The sequence below is a fragment of the Bradyrhizobium glycinis genome (assembly GCF_016031655.1).
Lineage (GTDB): Bacteria > Pseudomonadota > Alphaproteobacteria > Rhizobiales > Xanthobacteraceae > Bradyrhizobium > Bradyrhizobium glycinis.
On record NZ_JACCHQ010000006.1, the window covers coordinates 169,938 to 190,140 of the forward strand.

Annotated in this window: 18 protein-coding genes; 5 read left to right on the forward strand and 13 right to left on the reverse strand. The window is 65.1% G+C overall.

Annotated features, from left to right (window positions below; all coding sequences use genetic code 11):
• Positions 1-27: 27 nt before the first annotated feature.
• From HZZ16_RS12260 to HZZ16_RS12270, 3 genes are all read right to left on the reverse strand, one after another.
• Complete coding sequence (locus tag HZZ16_RS12260; RefSeq protein ID WP_197948707.1) at positions 28-825, reverse strand: enoyl-CoA hydratase/isomerase family protein; 798 nt, start codon at positions 823-825, stop codon at positions 28-30.
• A 41-nt stretch (positions 826-866) separates the two neighbouring features.
• A complete protein-coding gene (locus HZZ16_RS12265; RefSeq protein WP_197948708.1) occupies positions 867-2,066 on the reverse strand; it encodes a pyridoxal-phosphate-dependent aminotransferase family protein in 1,200 nt (399 codons plus the stop codon).
• A gap of 133 nt (positions 2,067-2,199) precedes the next feature.
• Positions 2,200-3,402, reverse strand: coding sequence for a pyridoxal-phosphate-dependent aminotransferase family protein (locus tag HZZ16_RS12270; protein ID WP_197948709.1), 1,203 nt, complete (start codon positions 3,400-3,402; stop codon positions 2,200-2,202).
• A 132-nt stretch (positions 3,403-3,534) separates the two neighbouring features.
• Here HZZ16_RS12270 and HZZ16_RS12275 point away from each other — a divergent pair, with 132 nt between their 5' ends.
• The 3 genes from HZZ16_RS12275 (at position 3,535) to HZZ16_RS12285 (ending at position 7,782) form a co-directional block, all read left to right on the forward strand.
• On the forward strand, positions 3,535-4,281 hold the full coding sequence (locus HZZ16_RS12275; RefSeq protein ID WP_197948710.1) for a GntR family transcriptional regulator: 747 nt from the start codon (positions 3,535-3,537) through the stop codon (positions 4,279-4,281).
• 104 nt (positions 4,282-4,385) lie between these two features.
• Positions 4,386-7,361 (forward strand): FAD-binding and (Fe-S)-binding domain-containing protein, encoded by a 2,976-nt coding sequence (locus HZZ16_RS12280; RefSeq protein ID WP_197948711.1) that lies wholly within the window; start codon positions 4,386-4,388, stop codon positions 7,359-7,361.
• Positions 7,354-7,782, forward strand: coding sequence for a GlcG/HbpS family heme-binding protein (locus HZZ16_RS12285; RefSeq protein ID WP_197948712.1), 429 nt, complete (start codon positions 7,354-7,356; stop codon positions 7,780-7,782). Before HZZ16_RS12280 ends, HZZ16_RS12285 begins: the two co-directional genes overlap by 8 nt.
• A 319-nt stretch (positions 7,783-8,101) precedes the next feature.
• Here the strand turns inward: HZZ16_RS12285 and HZZ16_RS12290 are convergent, their stop codons facing one another.
• Positions 8,102-8,884, reverse strand: coding sequence for an enoyl-CoA hydratase/isomerase family protein (locus HZZ16_RS12290; RefSeq protein WP_197948713.1), 783 nt, complete (start codon positions 8,882-8,884; stop codon positions 8,102-8,104).
• 178 nt (positions 8,885-9,062) lie between these two features.
• Between HZZ16_RS12290 and HZZ16_RS12295 the strand changes: the two genes are divergently transcribed.
• Positions 9,063-10,436 (forward strand): caspase family protein, encoded by a 1,374-nt coding sequence (locus tag HZZ16_RS12295; protein WP_246510083.1) that lies wholly within the window; start codon positions 9,063-9,065, stop codon positions 10,434-10,436.
• Here HZZ16_RS12295 and HZZ16_RS12300 read toward each other — a convergent pair.
• From HZZ16_RS12300 to HZZ16_RS12330, 8 genes are all read right to left on the reverse strand, one after another.
• Positions 10,409-12,535, reverse strand: coding sequence for a molybdopterin oxidoreductase family protein (locus tag HZZ16_RS12300; protein WP_197948715.1), 2,127 nt, complete (start codon positions 12,533-12,535; stop codon positions 10,409-10,411). The genes HZZ16_RS12295 and HZZ16_RS12300 overlap by 28 nt on opposite strands.
• A 166-nt stretch (positions 12,536-12,701) precedes the next feature.
• Positions 12,702-13,508 carry an SDR family NAD(P)-dependent oxidoreductase gene (locus HZZ16_RS12305; protein ID WP_197948716.1) on the reverse strand — a complete coding sequence of 269 codons (807 nt, stop codon included), beginning with the start codon at positions 13,506-13,508 and terminating at the stop codon, positions 12,702-12,704.
• 22 nt (positions 13,509-13,530) lie between these two features.
• Positions 13,531-14,823, reverse strand: a complete 1,293-nt coding sequence (locus tag HZZ16_RS12310; RefSeq protein ID WP_197948717.1) for a TRAP transporter large permease — start codon at positions 14,821-14,823, stop codon at positions 13,531-13,533.
• Positions 14,814-15,365 (reverse strand): TRAP transporter small permease, encoded by a 552-nt coding sequence (locus HZZ16_RS12315; RefSeq protein ID WP_197948718.1) that lies wholly within the window; start codon positions 15,363-15,365, stop codon positions 14,814-14,816. Before HZZ16_RS12315 ends, HZZ16_RS12310 begins: the two co-directional genes overlap by 10 nt.
• Positions 15,366-15,428: 63 nt before the next feature.
• Entirely contained in the window at positions 15,429-16,400 is a 972-nt protein-coding gene (locus tag HZZ16_RS12320; protein WP_197948719.1) for a TRAP transporter substrate-binding protein, read from the reverse strand.
• Positions 16,401-16,666: 266 nt separating this feature from the next.
• Positions 16,667-17,395: a Crp/Fnr family transcriptional regulator gene (locus HZZ16_RS12325; RefSeq protein ID WP_197948720.1), complete on the reverse strand. Its 729-nt coding sequence runs from the start codon at positions 17,393-17,395 to the stop codon at positions 16,667-16,669.
• Between the two features lie 292 nt (positions 17,396-17,687).
• The gene (locus HZZ16_RS37910; protein ID WP_283815789.1) at positions 17,688-17,813 is read right to left on the reverse strand and encodes a hypothetical protein; all 126 of its coding nucleotides are present in this window, start codon (positions 17,811-17,813) and stop codon (positions 17,688-17,690) included.
• A 95-nt stretch (positions 17,814-17,908) separates the two neighbouring features.
• Entirely contained in the window at positions 17,909-18,622 is a 714-nt protein-coding gene (locus HZZ16_RS12330; RefSeq protein ID WP_197948721.1) for a helix-turn-helix domain-containing protein, read from the reverse strand.
• Between the two features lie 151 nt (positions 18,623-18,773).
• Between HZZ16_RS12330 and HZZ16_RS12335 the strand changes: the two genes are divergently transcribed.
• Complete coding sequence (locus HZZ16_RS12335) at positions 18,774-19,091, forward strand: c-type cytochrome (RefSeq protein ID WP_197948722.1); 318 nt, start codon at positions 18,774-18,776, stop codon at positions 19,089-19,091.
• Between the two features lie 7 nt (positions 19,092-19,098).
• Here the strand turns inward: HZZ16_RS12335 and HZZ16_RS12340 are convergent, their stop codons facing one another.
• Entirely contained in the window at positions 19,099-20,202 is a 1,104-nt protein-coding gene (locus tag HZZ16_RS12340; protein WP_197948723.1) for an ABC-type transport auxiliary lipoprotein family protein, read from the reverse strand.
• Between the last annotated feature and the right edge of the window lies 1 nt (position 20,203).

Here is a 20,203-nt window from a genome sequence, read left to right on the forward strand (position 1 = left end):
ACTGACGAATCCGAAAGCCGGTGAGACTTATTTGCCCTTCCAGACCGGCGCCCGCTTGTTGAGGAAGGCATCCATGCCCTCGCGGAAATCTTCGCTCATATAGGCTTTCAGGATCAGGTCCTCGCCTTCCTCCCGCGAAAGCGTGCGGCGGATGCGGCGCACCGCTTCCTTGGTCACTTCCAGCGTCAGCGGCGCGTGGCTGGCGACGAGCTTTGCTGTCTCGTCGGCACGGCGCTGCAGCGTCTCCACATCAGGCACGACCTCGTTGAGCAGGCCGAGCGCCAGCGCCTCCGGCGCCTCGACGAGGCGCGCCCTGAAGATCAGATCCTTGGTGCGGGCGGGACCGACCAGCGCGACGACGCGGCTGATGTTCGACATCGACAGGCAGTTGCCGAGCGTGCGCGCGATCGGAAAGCCGATCCGCGTCGTCTCGGTGCCGATGCGAAGATCGCAACAGGCCGCGATCCCCGCGCCGCCGCCGGTGCAGGCGCCGGCGATCGCCGCGATCACCGGCACGCGGCACTGCTCGAGCGTGCCGAGCACGCGATCGATGCGCGCCTCGTAGTCGAGCGCATCCTGCGCGGTCTTGAAGGCGCGGAATTGCGAGATGTCGGTGCCGGAGGCAAACGCCTTGTCGCCCGCGCCGGTCAGGATCAGCGCTTTGATCGAACGGTCGGTGTTGATCTCCTGGCAGATCTCCGCCATGCGGTCATACATGGCGAAGGTCATGGCGTTGCGCGCCTGCGGGCGGTTGAAGGTGATCCGCGCGATGCCGTCCGTGACGGAGTAGAGCAGGTCTTCGTTGGCAGCCGTCGGTGCGTTCATCGCGCGCTCACTTTCTTCGTTAAAGTTCAGTCAGGCTGCCTTCAAGCAACCTGAGCCTTGGTCATCGGCACCACGTCGCGTCCCTTGAGGACGTCCATGGCCGCGAGCACGCCGCCGCTCCGGTGCGGGATCTTTGCAAGATCGAGACCCATCTCGACGCCGGCGAGCGTGCCCATCAGCATCAGATCGTTGAAATGGCCGATATGGCCGATGCGGAACACCTTGCCCTTGACCTTGTTCAGGCCGGTGCCGAGCGACATGTCGAAGTTCTCCAGCACCACCTTGCGGAAGGCGTCCGCATCAAAGCCCTCGGGCACGCGCACGCCGGTCAGCGCCGGAGAATGCGCGGCGGGATCGGCACATTGCGTCTCCAGGCCCCAGACCTTGACCGCGGCGCGTGTCGCCGCGCTGTGGCGCTTGTGGCGGGACCAGACGTTCTCCAGCCCCTCCTCCTCCAGCATCTTCACCGCCTCGCGCAGGCCGTAGAGCAGGTTCGTCGCGGGCGTGTAGGGGAAGGTGCCGAGCTTGTTGAAGCTGATGACCTCCTGCCAGTCCCAGTAGGAGCGCATGCCGGGGTTAACCTTCGCCACCGCAAGCGCCTTCTCCGAGACAGCGTTGAAGCCGAGGCCCGGCGGCAGCATCAGGCCCTTCTGCGAGCCCGCGACCGAAACGTCGATGCCCCAGGCGTCGTGCTCATATTCCATCGAACCGAGGCCGGAGATGGTGTCGACCATCAGCAGCGCCGGATGTTTTGTGCGGTCGAGGATCTTGCGTACCTCCAAAGGCGGCGTCACGCAGCCGGTCGAGGTCTCGTTGTGCACGACGCAGACCGCCTTGATGGCGTGCTGCTTGTCGGCGGCAAGACGCTTCTCGATCTCGGCAAGATCGGCGCCATGGCGCCAATCGCTCGGGATGAAGTCGACATCGAGCTTGAATTTATCGGCGATGCCGCGCCAGAGCACGGCAAACTGGCCGGTCTCGCACATCAAGACCTTGTCGCCGGGCGCGAACACGTTGACCATCGCCGCTTCCCAGGCGCCGGTGCCGGACGAGGGGAAGATGATCACGGGCTGCTTGGTGCGGAACACGCGCTGCATTGCGGCAAGGACAGCAAAACCGAGCTCGGCGAACTCCGGACCGCGATGATCCAAAGTCGGCATGTCCATCGCCCGCAGCACCCGATCGGGCACGTTGGTCGGTCCTGGAATCTGTAAGAAATGCCTTCCAGTGTGCACGGTCATCGGCGTCCTTCCCGGTCTTGCCTTGGTTTGGTGGGCGCCGAATAGCACCATTTGACCGGCTTGTCCCCTCCTCCAAAGGGCCGTTCGTGCATGGTGGGCCGGCCTGCCCAGCCGTCCCGCCGCGACCACACCTTCACGTACCCACGATCTTCAGATGCGGCGCGGCATTGCCCTGCGGGCGCTGCTCCAGCAGCTTCATCGCAACGTCCACACCGCCGGAGCGGTGCGGCACGCCGGCCACCGACAAGCCCATCTCCACGCCGGTGAGCGCGCCGAGCAGCGTCAGCGCATTGCATTCGCCGAGATGGCCGATGCGGAAGACCTTGCCGGCGACCTTCGACAGGCCCGAGCCGAGCGACATGTTGTAATTGTCGAGCACGACTTGCCGGAACTGATCGGCATCATGCCCCGGGGGCATCAGGACGGCCGTCAGCACCGGCGAGAACTCTGAGGGCTCCTGGCAGAGCACTTCGAGACCCCAATGATTGACGGCGGCGCGCGTCGCAGCCGCCAAGCGCTGATGCCGTGCAAAGACATTGTCGAGCCCCTCCTCGAGCAGCATCGCGATCGCCTCGCGCAGCCCGTAAAGCAGATTGGTCGCGGGCGTATAGGGGAAGAAGCCCTTGGCGTTGGGCTTGAGCATCTCCTCCCAGTCGAAATAGGAGCGCGGCATCTTGTTGGTCCTGGACGCAGCCAAGGCCTTGTCCGAGATCGCGTTGAAGCCGAGGCCGGGCGGCAGCATGAAACCCTTTTGCGAGCAGCTGACGCTGACATCGACCTTCCACTCGTCGTGACGATAGTCGACCGAGCCGAGCGAGGAGATGGTGTCGACCATCAAGAGCGCCGGATGGGAGGCGCGGTCGATCGCGGCGCGGATCTCGGCGATTCGGCTGGTCGCACCGGTCGAGGTCTCGTTGTGCACGACCATCACGGCCTTGATGGTGCGCGCGGTGTCCTCGGCGAGCTTGCCCTCGATCACCGCGGGATCGGCGCCGCGGCGCCAGTCGCCCGGGACGAAATCGACCTCGATGCCGAAGCGGGCGGCCATCTGCCGCCACATCGTGGCGAAGTGGCCGGTCTCGACCATCAGCACCTTGTCGCCCGGCGACAGCGTGTTGACGATCGCGGCCTCCCAGGCGCCGGTCCCCGACGAGGGGAAGATCACCACCGGCCCTTTGGTCTGGAAGACCTTCTGGCTGCCTTCGAGCACCGTCCGGCCGAGCTCGCCGAATTCGGCGCTGCGGTGGTCGATGACAGGCATGTCCATCGCGCGCAGGACGCGCTCGGGGACCGGGCTCGGGCCCGGAATCTGCAGGAAATGGCGTCCCTGAGGCATGAAAAGCTCCCTTTCGGCGGGTTACGGCCGGCTCTACCGCTATTTTGCATTCATTTTTTGTCCATTCAATCGAAATCTGGTATTCGATTGCGAGCGTCGACGCGAGCAATCGGACAAACTACCGTGCTGCAAATGAAATCCACGATTCCCGACACCGGGGTTCCGATCACCCCGCCCGCCAGCAACGGCGACCGCCAGGAAAACCGTCACGAGGCCTCGCTGCATGGCGAGATCCTGCTGCGGCTGCGCGACTACGTGGTCGAAGGCAATATTCCCGAAGGCGCGCGCGTTCCCGAGCGGCAGCTCTGCGAGATGCTCGGCATCTCCCGCACGCCGCTGCGCGAGGCGCTCAAGGTGCTCGCCGCCGAGGGCCTGATCGAGCTGTTGCCCAACCGTGGCGCGCGGGTGCGCCAGCTCAGCCAGCGCGACCTCGAAGAACTGTTCGACGTGATGGCGGGCCTGGAAAGCCTGGCCGGACGCCTCGCCTGCGAAGCCATCACGGATGCGGAAATCACGGCGATCGAACAGCTGCATTACGAGATGTACGGCTATTACCTGCATCGCGACATGCACGGCTATTTCCAGGCCAACCAGCGCATCCACGAGAGCATCGTCGCGGCCGCGCGCAACGAGACGCTGAAGACAGCCTACGCGAATTTTGCCGGCCGCATTCGCCGCGTCCGCTATTCCGCCAATTTCGCCCGCAGGCGGCAGCGCTGGGCAGAAGCCATGCGCGAGCACGAGGCCATCCTCGATGCGCTGCGCCGCCGCGCCGGCAGCGAGCTCAGCGACATCCTATTCCAGCATCTGCGCAACAAGCGAACTGCGGCGATCGAGCACTTGACCGAGCCCCAAGAGAGCGTGCCGGCATCGCCTTGAGGGCGTCGTGGCTCGCTCATTTTGCATTCACAATACAGTCGGTCAGGAATCACAATGAATAACTCAGCAAGGCTGAGCCTCGCTGGGTCAGTCCGGGATCAGGGATGACGAACGCCTCCTCGCTCGAACGGCGCCTGCGGTCGGAATTGACCGGCGACGTCCTGTTCGACGGCTTCAGCCGCGGCCGCTACGCCACCGACGCCTCGTTCTACCAGATCATGCCGGCAGGCGTGGTGGTCCCCAAGACCATGGACGAGGCCTTGCGGGCGCTGGCGATCGCGCGCGACGAGGGGCTGAAGGTCACCCCGCGCGGCGGTGGCACCTCGCAATGCGGCCAGACCGTCAATGACGGCCTCGTGGTCGATCTCTCCAAGCACCTCACCCGGATCCTGTCGCTCGATGTCGAAGGCCGCACCTGCGTCGTGGAGCCCGGCATCGTGCTCGACGACCTCAACCGTCAGCTCAAGAAGCACGGCCTGTGGTTTCCGGTCGACGTCTCCACGGCCTCCCGGGCCACCATCGGCGGCATGGCCGGCAACAATTCCTGCGGCGGCCGCTCGCTTCGCTATGGCACCATGCGCGACAACACGCTGTCGATGGAAGCCTCGCTGGCTGACGGCACGATCAGCCGCTTCGGCGAGGTCGCACGCGATCTGTCCGATCTCGAGGCGGGCGACAGCACCCGCGCGCTGTTCCGCGATATGCTCGATCTCGGCACCCGGGAGGCCGACGAGATCGCCGCGCGCTTCCCGAAAGTGCAGCGGCGCGTCGGCGGCTACAATCTCGATGCGCTGGTGCCGCGCAATGCGCCGAACAACATGGCGCATCTATTGGTCGGCTCGGAAGGCACCCTCGCCTTCACCACCAGGGTCGAGCTGAAGCTGTGGCCCGTGATCCGCAACAAGGTGCTCGGCGTCTGCCATTTCGGCAGCTTCTACGAGGCAATGGACGCGGCCCAGCACCTCGTCAAGCTCAAGCCGATCGCGGTCGAGCTGGTCGACCGCACCATGATCGCGCTCGGCCGCGACATCGCGATGTTCGCACCCGTCATCTCCGCGGCGATCAAGGGCGATCCGGACGCCGTGCTGGTGGTCGAATTCGCCGAAGAGGACCAAGCCGACAATCTGGTGCGTCTCAAGCAGCTCAGCGAGTTGATGGCTGATCTCGGCTTCGGCTGGAACAACGACACGCGCAAATGGGGCGGCGTGGTCGAAATCACCGAACCAGCGCTGCAGAGCGGCATCGCCGACTTCCGCGCGGCCGGCCTCAACGTCATGATGTCGATGAAGCAGGAAGGCAAGCCTGTTTCCTTCGTCGAGGACTGCGCCGTGCCGCTGCCGCACCTCGCCGACTACACCGCGCGGCTGAACGAAGTGTTCGCCAAACACGGCACCAGTGGCACGATGTACGCGCACGCCTCCGAAGGCTGCTTGCATGTGCGGCCGGTGCTGAACCTGAAGCTGGAGAAGGACGTCAAGGCGATGCGGGCCATCGCCGAAGAGGCTTTTGCGCTGGTGCGCGAGTACAAGGGCTCGCATTCGGGCGAGCATGGCGACGGGCTGGTGCGCTCCGAATTCCACGAGAGCATGTTCGGCGAGCGCCTCGTCGCCGACTTCAGGGAGGTGAAGCAGCGCTTCGACCCCGGCGGCGTGCTCAATCCGGGCAAGATCGTCGATGCGCCCAGGATGGACGACCGCTCGCTGTTCCGCTTCAAGCCCGACTATCGGGTCGGCGAGCTGAAGACGAAGCTCGACTGGTCCGCTTATCCCGGCGCCGGCGGCGGCTTCCAGGGCGCGGTCGAGATGTGCAACAACAACGGCGCCTGTCGCAAGCTGGAGGGCGGCGCGATGTGCCCGTCCTACCGCGCCACGCGCAACGAGAAGGACGTCACCCGCGGACGTGCCAACACGCTGCGGCTTGCGATCTCCGGCCAGCTCGGCCCCGATGCGCTGTCGTCGGACGAGATGATGGAGACGCTCAAACTCTGCGTCTCCTGCAAGGCCTGCCGCCACGAATGCCCGACCGGTGTCGACATGGCCAAGATGAAAATCGAGGTGCTCGCCGCCCGCGCCGCCTCGCACGGCCTGACATTGCGCGACCGGCTGGTCGGCTATCTGCCACGCTATGCCGGCCTTGCTTCGCGCCTCGCGCCGCTGGCGAATTGGCGCAACGACAGCCCACTGTTGCGAAGGCTGTTCGAGCGCTTTGCCGGCATCAGCGCGCGCCGGGCGCTCCCCGCCTTCCGCAGCGATGTGTTCGCGCCGCCCGCCGAGAGCGTTGGCCCGGAGGCCGGCCGCGAGGTCGTGCTATTCGCCGACACCTTCAACCGCATCTATGAGCGCGAGAACCTGGACGCGGCGCTGCGCGTGCTCACGGCCGGCGGCTATCGCGTGCATCTGCCGAAACCTGCGAGCGGCAGCCGCCCGCTGTGCTGCGGCCGCACCTTCCTTTCAGCCGGCCTCGTCGACGAAGCCAAGATCGAGCTCGACCGGCTGGTCTCGGCTTTCGCGTCCTACGCGGCGCGCGGCGTGCCGATCGTCGGCCTCGAGCCAAGCTGCCTCCTGACGCTGCGTGACGAGCTCGCTTCGCTGCGCAAAGACGACGAGGCCAAGGCGGTCGGCGCCCATGCGCTGACCTTCGAGGAGTTTCTGGTGCGCGAGACCGAGGTCGGAAGGCTGCAACTGCCGCTCGGCATCATCGCCGACAAGGCCATGGTGCACGGCCATTGCCACCAAAAATCCTTCGGCGTCTTCAAGCCGGTCGAGCAGGTGCTGCGCCTCGTCCCGGGCCTTGAGGTCGAGACCATCGAGTCGAGCTGCTGCGGCATGGCCGGCGCGTTCGGCTACGGTGCGGACACGTATGATGCCTCGATCGAAATGGCCGAGCTGTCGCTGCTGCCGGCCGTGCGGAAGGCTGATCGGAATACGCTGGTCGTCGCTGACGGCACCTCCTGCCGGCACCAAATTCATGACGGCGCCCAGCGCGAGGCGCTTCACGTCGCGCGCGTGCTCGCCATGAGCCTCGATCGCGCCAAATCCAATGCCACTTCTCCAGCTGCAAAGGAAACCAGCCATGGCTGACCTCACCCTCGACACCGCCCGGAAAATCCTCGACGCCGCCTTCGCGAAGGCCGGCGAGCTCAAGCTGAAGCCGTTGGTCGTCACCGTCCTGGACGCGCGCGGCGTGCTCAAGCTCGCGGCCGCGCAGGACGGGACCAGCCTGATGCGCGCCGAAATCGCGCATGGCAAAGCCTACGGCGCGCTCGCCATGGGCATGGGCTCGCGCGCCCTGTTCCAACGCGCGCAGGAGCAGGCCTATTTCATCGATGCGGTGAACACAATCGCCAAGGGCGCACTGGTGCCGGTCCCCGGCGGCGTGCTGATCATGGACGGCGCGACCCTGCTCGGCGCTGTCGGCGTCTCCGGCGACACCTCGGACAATGATGAGGCCTGCGCGGTGGCGGGCATCCAGGCGGCTGGGCTGAAGGCGAACGCGGGGTAGCTCGTCATTCCGGGGCGCGCCACTTGGCGCGAGCCCGGGTTCATTTCTCCATATCGCGAGCTGCACGATGGATTCCGAGTTCGCGCTGCGCGCGCCCCGGAATGACGGCGGAGGATGCAGCTACATTCTCGTTGAAAATCGGACTGAGCTGGTAAACCCACTCTCGTGCCCCGGACGCAGCGCAGCGCCCCTTGCGGTGCGCTGCAGAGCCGGGGCCCATGTCACCGAATGTTCCCCCTGGCGCTTCCGGGTCCCGGCTCTGCGCAGCAGCGCTCACGCGCTGCAGCGCGTCCGGGACACGAGAGCTGCGCTCCATCCTCTACCTCCCCGTCCAGACCGGCTTCCTCTTCTCGCTGAACGCTTTCAGGCCTTCCTTGGCGTCCTCGGTCATCGCGAGCAGCGCGATCTGGCTTTCGGTGTAGGCGATGCTCTCGTCGAACGACATCGAGGCGATCGCGCGCATGGCGTATTTGCCGCGGCGGATCGCGGTCGGGGATTTGTCAACGATGCGGCCGATCAGCCAGTCGACCTTGGCATCGAGTTCGGCGGCAGGCACGACGTAGTTAAGCAGCCCCGCGGCCTGCGCGGCCCTGGCGTCGAACGGCTCGCCCGTGAGCGCCCATTCGTTGACGAGACGGGGCGGAGCGATGCGCTGCAATAGGCTCAGCACCTGCATCGGGAACACGCCGACCTTCACCTCCGGCAAGCCGAAGACGACGTGATCGGCCGCAACCGCCATGTCGGTCATGCACAACAGGCCCATGCCGCCGGCCATGCAGACGCCGTTGAGGCGCGCAATCGCCGGCTTGGTGGCGTTCTGTGACAAACGTAACAGATCGGCATAGTCGACATTTGGTTTGGAATGATCCATCGCGAAAGCCGCGCCGGAATTCTGCAAGTCGGCGCCCGCGCAGAACGCCTTGTCGCCCGCGCCAGTCAGCACGATGACGCGGACGTCCTTGTCGTCATGCGCGTCGCGATAGGCCCTTGTGATGCCGGCGATGACCTCGCCGTTCAGCGCGTTGCGTTTCTCCGGACGGTTGATGGTGATCCAGAACGCCTGCCCGCGCTTCTCGGTAATGATTGCTGTGGTGTCGGTCATGGCATGCTCGCTTGCTTGGTCCTGTTTTGCAGCCATTTGCGGCAGGACCGGCGGCGCGCGCAAGGGCAATCTGCAGGGTCGCGCCGGCATAGCGTGTGGGCGCAACTTCGCTTCGCGATTGAATTGGACCTTGCGCGCGCTATCCTGACCGGAGATTTGATCACCGATGAGCCATTTCATGCGCGCCGCATTCATGTTGTTGCTGGCAGGACTGGTCGTGCTGAGCGGCGGCGCCGCATGCCCTGCGGCCGACGCCGCACGAATCGCGCTGGTGATCGGCAACGCGAAATATCCCGACAATGAGTTCGTGCTCAGCGAGGTCGCCAACGATGCCCAGGACCTCGCCGAGGAATTGCGGCGCAGCGGCTTCGTCGTCGACAGGCAGAGCAATCTCACCGGCGATGCCATGCGGCAGGCGCTGGGCCGCTTCTACGGCCGCATCGAGCGCGGCACGGTGGCGCTGATCTTCTTCGACGGCTTTGCCATCCAATCCAACCGTCAGACCTATCTGCTGCCGGTCGACGCCCAGATCTGGACCGAGCCGGACGTCTCGCGCGACGGCTTCAGCCTCGACACCATCCTTGCCGAGATGAACACGCGCGGTGCCGCGATCAAGATCGCGCTGATCGACGCCTCCCGCCGCAACCCGTTCGAGCGACGCTTCCGCCGCTATTCGGCCGGCCTTGCACCGGCGATCGCACCGAGCAATACGCTGGTGCTCTACTCCGCCGCGCTCGGCGCGGTCACGGCGAGCGGCAAGACGGATCGCAGCCTGTTCGTCGCCGAACTGCTGCGCGAAATGCGCGCACCGAATATCAGCGCCGACCAGGCCCTGACCAACACCAAGAACGGCGTCGTTGCCGCCACCAACCGCGAGCAGGTGCCCTGGGTGTCCTCCTCGCTGACGACGGAGTTCTCGTTCGCAAGCCCGGCGACGCGTCCGCGGGACGACGCGGCTCCGACCAAGCCGGAGCCGCAGACAGTCGAGCCGCAAAAGCCGGTCTGCGAGGCACCCCAGGCGGAGCCCGCCCCGAATGCGGACGAGCTGGCACGAGATCCTGTCATCGCCGATCTCAGCCGCAAGATCACAGCGAACGCCAACGATGTCATCTCGCGCTACAAGCGCGGCCAGGTCTACGCGATCAAGCGCGCCTATGCGCTCGCGATGCAGGATTTCGACGCGGTGCTCCGCCGCGCGCCCAGGGACGCCGAAGCCTTGAACAACCGCTGCTGGACCCGGACTGCGACCGGCGACCTGCAAGGCGCGCTCGCCGACTGCAATCTGGCGCTCCAGATGAACCCGGGCTTGAGCGATGCACTCGACAGCCGCGGGCTCGTCAACCTCAAGCTCGGGCGCACCGCCGAGGCAATCAAGGATTATACCGACGCGATCCAGCGCAATCCGCGCTCCTCGTCCTCGCTGTTCGGCCGCGGCATCGCTGCGCGCAGAAGCGGCGGCGACGGCGCCACCGACATCGCGCAGGCCAAGTCGATGAACCCGAACATCGCGAAGGAATTCGTAAGTTACGGCGTCACGGAGTGCGCGCCCTGAGCTGAGGCCGCCTTCCTGATCCAGACCTTGTTGTCGTGGAACGCCGCGCCGCCGATCGGCGCGATGGTGTCCGCGCCCGTCAGCATGTTGATGCCGCGGCCGCCGATATGGTTGCTGTTGGGATGAACGGATTCGGCGATCAGGACGCCGCGCCGCACGCCCTCGAACAGCGTCGCGATCAGCGTGGTCTCGCCGCGGCCGTTGCCGAGCGTCACCGCATCGCCATCGGCGATGTCGAGCGCGGCGGCGTCGAGCGGGTGGATCATCACGCTGGCCCGGCCCTCGCGCGCCTGCGAGGATGGCGTCTCGTTGAAGGTAGTATTGAGGAAGCTGCGCGAGGGGCTGGTCGCAAGCCGGAACGGATGGGCCTGGTCCGCGTGCTCGATCACCGCCCAATGATCCGGCAGGCCCGGCATCTTGTCGTAGTCGCCCATGGTCACGCCGAACGGCGGATGCGCCCAATCGGCTTTAAAATGGAACTTGCCGTCGGCGTGGGCGAAGCCGTCGAGATAATGCGAGGTGCGGAAATCCGGCTGCAGATCGCGCCAGATGTCGGCTTCGAGGCCGGCGATGTCGCCGTGATTGCTCAGCTTCAAGGTGGCGTCGATCAATTCGCGCGGGCTCATCTCGAAGCCCGGATGGCTGGCGCCCAGCCGCGGCGCCAGCGCCTGCAACACCTCGTGGTTGGAGCGGCATTCGCCCGGCGGGTCGATCAGCTTCGGCCCGACCGAGATGTGCTGGTGGCCGCCGCCGTAATAGAGGTCGTCATGCTCCATGAACATGGTCGCCGGCAGCACGATGTCGGCCATCTGGGCCGTCTCGGTCATGAACTGCTCGTGCACCGCCACGAACAGATCCTCGCGCGCAAAGCCCCGCCGGACCAGCGCCTGCTCCGGCGCGACCGTCATCGGATTGGTGTTCTGGATCAGCAGCGCCTTGACCGGGCCCTTGCCCTGCAGAGCTTCGGTGTCCCCAGTGAGGATACGTCCGATCTGCGACTGGTCGAGCGCGCGGGTCGACTTGTCGATGGCATCGTGGCCCTCGATGATGGATTCGTTGAAGTGCCACAGCGCGTAATTGTTGAAGAAGGCGCCGCCGCCTTCATACTGCCAGGCGCCGGTCACCGCGGGAATGCAGTTTGCGGCGTGCATCTGCGTCGCGCCGTTGCGGCTGCGCGTAAAGCCGTAGCCAAAGCGGAAGAAGGTGCGCTTGGTTTCGCCAACCGCTTTCGCGAAGGCTTCGATTTCCGCCACCGAAACGCCTGTGATCGCCGACGCCCATTCCGGCGTGCGCGTCTTCAGATGCGCCTCGAGCTCGGCCGGGCAATCGGTGTATTTGTCCATGTAGGCGCGATCGGCATAGCCGTCGCGGAACAGGACATGCATGACGCCGCACGCGAACGCCCCGTCGGTGCCGGGCCGCAGGATGATCCTGATGTCGGCCTGCTTCATGGTGTCGTTGTCGTAGATATCGACCGCCGCGATTTTCGCGCCGCGCTCCTTGCGGGCGCGCGAGGCGTGCGTCATCACGTTGACCTGGGTGTTGACGGGATTGGTGCCCCAGATCACGACCAGATCGGACCGCGCCATCTCGCGCGGATCGACGCCGGCGATCTTGCCGGTGCCGATCGCAAAGCCGATACGCGCGACATTGGCGCAGATGGTCTGATAGAAGCGCGAATATTTCTTCACATGCGTGAGGCGGTTGAGCCCGTCGCGCATCACGAGGCCCATCGTGCCCGCGTAGTAATAGGGCCAGATCGACTCCGCGCCGAACTCGCGCTCCGCCTGGTTGAAGCGATGCCCGACCTCGTCCAGCGCCTCGTCCCAGGAGATCCGCGCGAACTGACCTGAACCTTTGGGGCCGGTGCGGCGCAGTGGATAGATCAGCCGCCCGGGATGGTGGATGCGCTCGGCGTAGCGGGCGACCTTGGCGCAGACGACGCCGGCGGTGTAGGTCTGCTTCTTCGAACCGCGGACGCGACCGATGCTGCGGCCTTCGACCACCTCGACATCGAGGGCGCAGGCCGATGGGCAATCATGCGGACAGGTCGAATGGCGGATCTCGATCTTCGTTCCGATCTTGGCGTGCTGGTTCATGTCCCAGTTCGTAACACCAAAATACCGGCCAGCCGAGCGCATTTATCCGGCAAGCCCCATGCGATTTGCTCAAGCCGCGCGCGCCGGAGCTTCCTGCTGCGGTTGCGAAGGAGGCCGGCCCAGTGAGCCGCGCTACGCGCAAGCGCAACCCGAGCTGCGCCTTTCGCTACTTGTGCAACTGGGTGAGACCGGTCGGCGGGCCGTCGACGGCGGTCCAGCCGCCGTCGACGAACAGCGTGCTGCCGCTGACATAGCTCGCGGCATCCGAGGCGAGATAGGCGACGGCGGTCGCGACCTCGTCTGCGCTGCTCCAGCGGTTGAACACGGTGTGGCCGGCGTAGAGATTGTAGATGTCGGGGCGCTGCTTGAACGGGCCGGTCAGCGCGGTCTCGGCGATGCTCGGTGCGATCGCATTGACGCGCACGCCGGCGTGGCCGACCTCGGATGCAAAGCCCTTCACCAACAGGCCGATCGCCGCCTTGGTCGAACCGTAGACGCCGAGGCCGGGCTCGATGGTCACCGCGCGGACCGAGGAGCAGGCGATGATGCTGCCGCCCTTCTGCGCGACCATGATGCGGCCGAAGGCCTGGAAGAACCAGACCGTGCCCTTGACGTTGAGGGTGAGGACGCGGTCGAGATCCTCCTCGGTGTAGTCGAGGATGGTCTTGCGGATGTTGAGCCCGGGCGTCGTCACGGCGATGTCGAGCCGCGGAAACTTCTGCATCACGGTTTGGGCGAGCGCATTGACGTCCGCGGCGCTTGCCGCGTCGCAGCCAGCTGCTTCCGCCCAGCCGCCCTTGTCGCGAATGCCGGCGGCTGTCGCCTCCGCTGCGTCGAGCGCACGATCGGCGCAGAACACATGGGCGCCGAGATCCGCAAGCGCTTCGGCCGACGACCTGCCGATGCCGGATGCGGCGCCGAGAACGAGCGCGGTCTTGCCGGTGAGATCGAAGAGCTTGCGATAGTCCGTCACTGACAAAGTCTCCCTGGTGCTGCTAGCCCTTGTAGCCCATCAAGAGGCGCGGCAGCCACAGCGAGAATGCAGGGACGTAGGTCACGAACATCAGTGCTGCGATCAGCGCGGCATAGAACGGCAGGATGGTGCGCATCACCGCGCCGACCGAGATGCCGCCGATGGCGCAGCCGACGAATTGCGTCGTTCCGACCGGCGGCGTGTTGAGCCCGAGGGCGCAGTTGATCAGCATCAGCATGCCGAACTGCACCGGGTCCATGCCCGCCTTCATCGCGATCGGCAGAAAGATCGGGGTGCAGATCAGGATGGTCGCCGCCATGTCCATGAACGTGCCGAGCACGAACAGAATGACGTTGATGAGCAGGAAGATCACCCAGGGCTGCGTCGACACCTTGCTCATCATCCCGCCGGCGAGATCCGCCACCTCGTAAAGTCCCATCAGGTACTGGAACATGGTGGAGACGCCGATCAGCAGCAGCACCACTCCCGTCGTCTTCACCGCTTTGGCGGCGGCGCGCAGGAAGTTGCCCCAAGTCATGGTGCGGTAGATGAGGAACGTCAGCAGGATCGTGTAGGTGACGGCGATGGCCGCCGATTCGGTTGCCGTGAAGACGCCTGACAGGATGCCGGCCAGGATGATGCCGACGATCAAGAGCCCCGGCAGCGCGGCTGCCAGCGAGCGGACCACCTCGGCCCAGCCCGGGAATTTGCCGGCCGGATAACCGCGCTTCACCGCGACCGCGTAGGCGGCAACCAGCATGCAGACCATCAGCACCAGCGCCGGCAGGAGGCCGGCCGCGATCAGCGCGCCGATCGAGACCTTGCCGCCGGCCGCCAGCGCATAGATGATCATGTTGTGGCTGGTCGGCATCAAGGCGCCCACCAGCGAGGCGTGGGTGGTGACGTTGACGGCGTAGTCGGTGTCGAACCCTTCCTTCTTCATCATCGGAATCATCACCGCGCCCATCGCCGACACGTCGGCGACGGGCGAGCCCGAGACGCCGCCGAACAGCGTGCAGGCGACCACGTTCGACATGCCGAGCCCGCCGCGGATGTGCCCGACGAGGTTCTTGGCGAGCTGCACGATCTTGTCGGCGACACCGCCATGCAGCATCAGCTCACCGCTGAAGACGAAGAACGGAATGGCGAGGAAGGAGAAGATGTTCATCCCCGACATCATCTGCTGGAAGATGACGGCGACCGGCAGGCCTTCGTAGAGAATGGTGCAGATCGCCGACAGGCCGATCGCGAACGCGACCGGTACGCCGAGGATCAGAAAGCCGAAAAAGGTGGCGCCGAGGATGATCAGTTCCATGACGGGACGACCTCTTCGCCGCGCAAGAGAGCAATGATGTGCTCGATGGAAAACGAAACGATCAGGATGCCGGAGGCGATCAGCGGCACGTAGCGGATCACCTCGGGCAGGCCGAGATTGGGGATCTTCACGGTGCCGACCGAGGCGCCGAGGATCCAGCCGTTATAGGCCATGGCGAGACCGAACATTGCGACCAGAACGTGGATCACGATCTCGATCTTCTCGCGCGCGTGATCGGGGAGCATGACCAGCAGGCTGTCCATGCCGATATGGCCGGCATCGCGTACGCCCACGGCGGCGCCGATCAGCGTGACGTAGAGGATCAGGACCAGCGCCAAATTCTCCGTCCAGGTCGGGCTGGAGTTGAGCACGTAACGTCCGAACACCTGGTAGAAGACGATGGCGACGATGACGAGCAGGCCGGTCACCGACAGGTACATGCCAAGGCGCGCAATGGGGGCATTGACCCGCGACAGCAAGCCCGTGGACGGGCGTGCCGCTACGGCCCCCTGCTCGTGACTTGCGACGTGTGGGTCTGTCATCCCGCGCCTCCTTAGGTGGCCGGTGCCGCCTCGCGGCGACACCGGACCCGTTCCCGAATTGTCTTATTTCGTGTCCTGGATGCGCTTGACGAGGCTCTGCAGCTTCTCGTCACCGGCGAACTTCTGGTAGACCGGCTTCATCGCATCGACGAACTCCGCCTTGTTGGCGATCGTGACCACCTGAACGCCAGCGGCCTCGACGGTCTTGCGGGCGGCCTGCTCGCGCGCGTCCCAGAGCTTGCGCATGACGGGCACCGATTCCTTGGCGGCCTTGCGCACCATCGCCTGATCCTCCTTGCTCAGCGTGTCCCAGACCTTTTTCGAGATCACGAGAACTTCGGGCGCGAGGGAGTGCTCGGTGATGTTGTAGAACTTGGCGGCTTCGAAGTGACGGGAGGATTCGTAGGACGGCCAGTTGTTCTCGGCAGCGTCGACGAGGCCGGTCTTGAGCGCGGTGTAGACCTCGCCATAGGGCATCGGCGTCGGGTTGGCCCCGAGGCTCTGGATCATGCCGACCCACAGGTCGGATTGCTGGACGCGGATCTTCAGGCCCTTCAGATCGGCCAGCGATTTGACCGGTCCCTTGACGGTATAGACCGAGCGCGCGCCGCTGTCGTAATAGGCAAGGCCGACCAGGCCCGCGGGCTCCATGGCTGCCAAGATCTCATCGCCGATCGGACCGTCGAGGACGGTGCGCATGTGCTGCGTATCCCGGAAGACGAAGGGCAGGCACAAGGCGATGGTCTCGGGCACGAAATTGTTCAGTGGCGATGCGTTGATCCGCATCATGTCGAGCGCGCCGATCTTGAGTTGCTCGATCGTGTCCTTCTCCGAACCCAGGGCGCCGTTCGGAAACACCTTCACGCCAAGCTTGCCGCCGCTCGCCGCCGCGAGCTGCTGGCCCATGAACTTGACCGCCTCGACGGTGGGATAATCGGCGGGGTGAACGTCGGCTGAGCGGAAATCGCGTGCGGTGGCCAGGGGCGCTGAGACCGCCAGTGCAACGGCTGTGATGATACCGGTGAGCGTCTTCATTTGGGCTTTCCTCCTGGGTTGTTGGATTGATTGTATCGTTGTCGGCCCGGCTGCAGGCCGCCTTGGGTCGCTCCGCTTCAGGTGTGAAGTCAAGCGCCAATGTCGTCCCTAGGGCGGGCGGCATTCTCTGTCCAAGCCAAATCCGGCATCGATCGATGCCAGACTTGCATCGATCGATTTCTGGCGCAATTCGCACTATGGTGGGTATGGCGGGCTGGCTCGACGTCGCTGGCCCGTGACGTGACGCCTCCGATCGGAAGCGCGCGTCACTCGCCGCCGAGGCCGCTCTCGGCGAGCTCGCGCAGCGCGTCCGTATCCAGCACGACGATGGCGCCGTGCTCGAGGCGGACCCAGTTGCGACCGGCCCAGGCGCGCAATTGCTTGTTGATGCTCTCGCGCGTCATCCCGACCATCTCGCTGATCTCCTGCTGCGTGATGGCGAGCGTGCCGCTGCCGGAATCCAGCTTGCGCTCCTCGGTGAGACCGAGCAGCGCACTGGCAAGCCGGCCCGGCAGATTCTGCAGGATCACCTGCTCGACCTGCTGACTGGTCCAGCGCAGACGCGCGCACAGCAGCTCGATGAACTTCATCGCCAGCGCCGGCTGGCTCTTCACGAACGGCAGGAAGTCCCGGCGATCGATGACGTAGAGCTCGCAATTGGTGTTGGCGGTCGCATCCGCCGACCTGGGCGCGCCGTCGAGCACGGCGATCTCGCCAAAGATTTCTCCCGGGCCGATCAGATTGAGTATGGCGTTCCGCCCATCAGGCGATGAGGAGGAAATCTTGACTGTCCCCGCGATCACCGCGAAGAGATTGTTGCCGGGATCGCCCTTGGCGGCGATCGTCGCGCCACGCTTGACGGTGGTATGCTTGGCATAGCGGCAGAGTTGATCGAGCGCCTCCGGCTCCAGATCCGCGAAGATCGGGTGCTTGCGCAGGACCGATAGTTTGTTGCCCGCCTGTTGTCGGGGATCGCCGGTCTTGTCCTGAGGCACGCCGCGGGGCTCCTAAGACTACGAGGCACTGAGTTCCTGCGTAGTCAACGTTACCAGTCATTTCAACCGGAAAGCACGCGCGCGATTTGAGGCAAATGCCACGAAAAGGCCGATAACGGGGAAGTCAGAAGCCGAAAGCTGCGGCGATGCGTCTTCCTCGACGCAGAGTTGTGAATTACGCAAACCGCGATTGCGTCGAGACGCTGCCGAGGGCCCAGCGCCCGCCTGGGCGAATATCGGCCCTGGCGCGCCGGACTCGGACCTAGACCTGGACTTGGACCTGCAGAAGGCTTCAGTGCCTGGAATCCGGATCGAGCGGGCCGGCGCTGGTTTGCCGGTCAGCCCAGGCCAGAACTGCGTCGAACACGACAAAGATCGCGACGACAACAACGGTCACCAGCAACGCGTCAGCAGGCATCATCCCCTCCCGGATTTGTCTCCGGCATTATTTTGCGGGGCATGGCCGCCGTCATTGATCGGGATCAAATTGCCGAGAGCGTCGCGGAGATGAGGTCAGGCTGCGGCCATGGCCTCGACGCGGGCCGGATCGAGCAGGCTGATGCCGCCGTGAATGATCTCGATCACGCCCAGACGCTCCAGTTTGGTGAAGGTGCGGCTGACGGTCTCGATGGTCAGGCCGAGATAATCGGCAATGTCCTGGCGGCTCATCGGAAGGGCGACCATGTCAGACGGACCCTTGAGCGCGACCAACCGCTCACGCCAGCCGAGCAGAAAGGTCGCGACCTTCTCGTCGGCCGAGCGGCGGCCGAGCAGGACCATATGGTCGCGAGCCTGGCTCAACTCGCGAATGGCCAGTTCGTTGATGCGCCTGAGCAATTGCGGCCGGTCTTCGATGAAACGGCCGAAAGGCCCTTTTGGGAATTGGCACACGTTCACCACGCCGATCGCGTCGGCCGAAAAATTGTGCCGGCCGGACAGATTCATCCCGAGGAAATCACCGGGCAAGGCAAAGCCGACGATCTGCCGCCGGCCGTCAGGCAGCAGCTTGTATAGCCGCATGACGCCTTCGAGGACGTTGTAGAACGAGGTCGTGATGTCCTCCTCGGAAAACACGGTCTCGCCCGAATCAAAATGGACGCGGCGGCCGAGATGCTCGAACTCCCGGAGTTCGGCTGCATCCAGCGACGAGCAGACCGCCGCTCCGCGAACGGCACAATCGTCGCAAAAATGTCCGTTCAGCTCACTCGTGACCACGGAAGGCTTCATCCACCGCTCCCCGCGCCGGCCGCTCCCGACGTCAGGCCGAGTCCACCGCGCGGCTGCATTTTACTGCACCGTGCCGCAGCCGATTGACTCAGATCAAATTCGGCTGGCATCCCCCTCTTATTCTGCTCCTGGGGTTCGACGGGATGATTCCATGCTGCAAAGCGCACTGCGTCACGGCCTGATTGGGCTGCTTCTGATCACGCCTGCGCTAGCGGCTCCGACCGCCGAACAACGCGGCAAGGCTCTTGCCCGAGCCAATTGCGCACGCTGTCACGCGATCGACCGCGCCTCCAAAAGCCCGCTGGAGATCGCGCCCCCGCTACGCAACCTGCATCGGCGCTATCCGATCAACAGCCTTGGCGAGGCGCTGGCCGAGGGGATCTACACCGGACATGCCGACATGCCGGCCTTCGAGCTCAGCCCGGACCAGATTCACGACCTGCTATCCTACCTGAAGACGCTGGAATAGTCGCCCCTTATACCGCCTGCACGGTCCATCCGATCAGCTCCTTCACGATGCGCGCGAAGGCCGCATCGAAGGCGGCGACTGAAGCGGCCGGTTCGACCTTGTCGAGCTTTTCGCTGGTCTCGATGAGCCGCGATGCGATCACCTTGCCGTTCTTGTCGACGATCCGCGCCGACAATCCGATCTCGGCCCGAGCCTCCCCTTCCGTGGCGATCCGAAAGTGCCGGATGTCGATCAGGAGCTGGTAATCCGCCTGCCCGAGGTCCGTCGTGCGCAGCGGGGCGTGGGCGATGTCGTAGTTCTCGAAACTGTCGATCAGGCGCGCCTGCACCAGTTTCGGAATGCTGTCAGCCCAGAGGAAGTCCCCAAAGCCCGGCCTGTTCCCGCCAGACGCGAAAAGCATGCGCTGGGTCTGTAGCATCGCCACGGCGGTCGGCTCGGGAATGGCCAGTGAGGCGGATAGCATCTTGCCGGCCGGCGCGACATTCTGCGGCGGGCGCAGGTCGTAGGTGATCTTCTGCGCGGGCGTGCCGCCGCCGGTCATCTTCTCGAGGCCCGCCAGGATACCATCAATCTTGCCGGTGTTGCGTGCGAGCCCGTCGGAGAAGGTCTTGAAATTGGCAATGGTGTCCTTCAGCGGGCCGGAATTGTCCTGAAGCACCGTGTCGACCCGCCGCAGCGCGTCGCGCGCCGCCTGCGTCATGCTCTGGCCTGCGCCGGCCTCCGCGATCAAGGTCGGCAGCTCGCCGGACTTGGCGACGATCACGCCGCCCTCCAATGTCACCACGGGAATGCCGGTCAGGCCCTGGAATTCGAGACCGACCTTGGTGTCGGCACGCACCGGCGTCGCCGTGGCAACCGAGATCGTGGCATTGACGAAGCGCGGGTTATCAGGCGCGAGCCCGAGCTGGGTGACCTCTCCGACCCGAATGCCGTTGAACAGCACGCCGGCGCCGACCAGGAGGCCGGGCACCGGGCTCTGGAATTGCACGTGGTAGCTGGTACGCGGCCCGATGCCGCCGGTGTTGTTCAGCCAATAGACGAAGCCGAACACCGCGACGATCGCGGCCAGCACGAAACTGCCGATCAGCACATAGGGAGCGCGGGTTTCCATC

Bases quoted from the DNA above. Each gene is read 5' to 3' on its own strand.
- HZZ16_RS12310 (WP_197948717.1), bottom strand. From the start codon at position 14,823: ATGGAACTGATCATCCTCGGCGCCACCTTTTTCGGCTTTCTGATCCTC.
- HZZ16_RS12340 (WP_197948723.1), bottom strand. From the start codon at position 20,202: ATGGAAACCCGCGCTCCCTATGTGCTGATCGGCAGTTTCGTGCTGGCC.
- HZZ16_RS12295 (WP_246510083.1), top strand. From the start codon at position 9,063: ATGCGCGCCGCATTCATGTTGTTGCTGGCAGGACTGGTCGTGCTGAGC.
- HZZ16_RS37910 (WP_283815789.1), bottom strand. From the start codon at position 17,813: ATGCCTGCTGACGCGTTGCTGGTGACCGTTGTTGTCGTCGCGATCTTT.
- HZZ16_RS12265 (WP_197948708.1), bottom strand. From the start codon at position 2,066: ATGACCGTGCACACTGGAAGGCATTTCTTACAGATTCCAGGACCGACC.
- HZZ16_RS12280 (WP_197948711.1), top strand. From the start codon at position 4,386: ATGACGAACGCCTCCTCGCTCGAACGGCGCCTGCGGTCGGAATTGACC.
- HZZ16_RS12330 (WP_197948721.1), bottom strand. From the start codon at position 18,622: ATGAAGCCTTCCGTGGTCACGAGTGAGCTGAACGGACATTTTTGCGAC.
- HZZ16_RS12285 (WP_197948712.1), top strand. From the start codon at position 7,354: ATGGCTGACCTCACCCTCGACACCGCCCGGAAAATCCTCGACGCCGCC.
- HZZ16_RS12260 (WP_197948707.1), bottom strand. From the start codon at position 825: ATGAACGCACCGACGGCTGCCAACGAAGACCTGCTCTACTCCGTCACG.
- HZZ16_RS12275 (WP_197948710.1), top strand. From the start codon at position 3,535: ATGAAATCCACGATTCCCGACACCGGGGTTCCGATCACCCCGCCCGCC.
- HZZ16_RS12300 (WP_197948715.1), bottom strand. From the start codon at position 12,535: ATGAACCAGCACGCCAAGATCGGAACGAAGATCGAGATCCGCCATTCG.
- HZZ16_RS12320 (WP_197948719.1), bottom strand. From the start codon at position 16,400: ATGAAGACGCTCACCGGTATCATCACAGCCGTTGCACTGGCGGTCTCA.
- HZZ16_RS12315 (WP_197948718.1), bottom strand. From the start codon at position 15,365: ATGACAGACCCACACGTCGCAAGTCACGAGCAGGGGGCCGTAGCGGCA.
- HZZ16_RS12335 (WP_197948722.1), top strand. From the start codon at position 18,774: ATGCTGCAAAGCGCACTGCGTCACGGCCTGATTGGGCTGCTTCTGATC.
- HZZ16_RS12270 (WP_197948709.1), bottom strand. From the start codon at position 3,402: ATGCCTCAGGGACGCCATTTCCTGCAGATTCCGGGCCCGAGCCCGGTC.
- HZZ16_RS12290 (WP_197948713.1), bottom strand. From the start codon at position 8,884: ATGACCGACACCACAGCAATCATTACCGAGAAGCGCGGGCAGGCGTTC.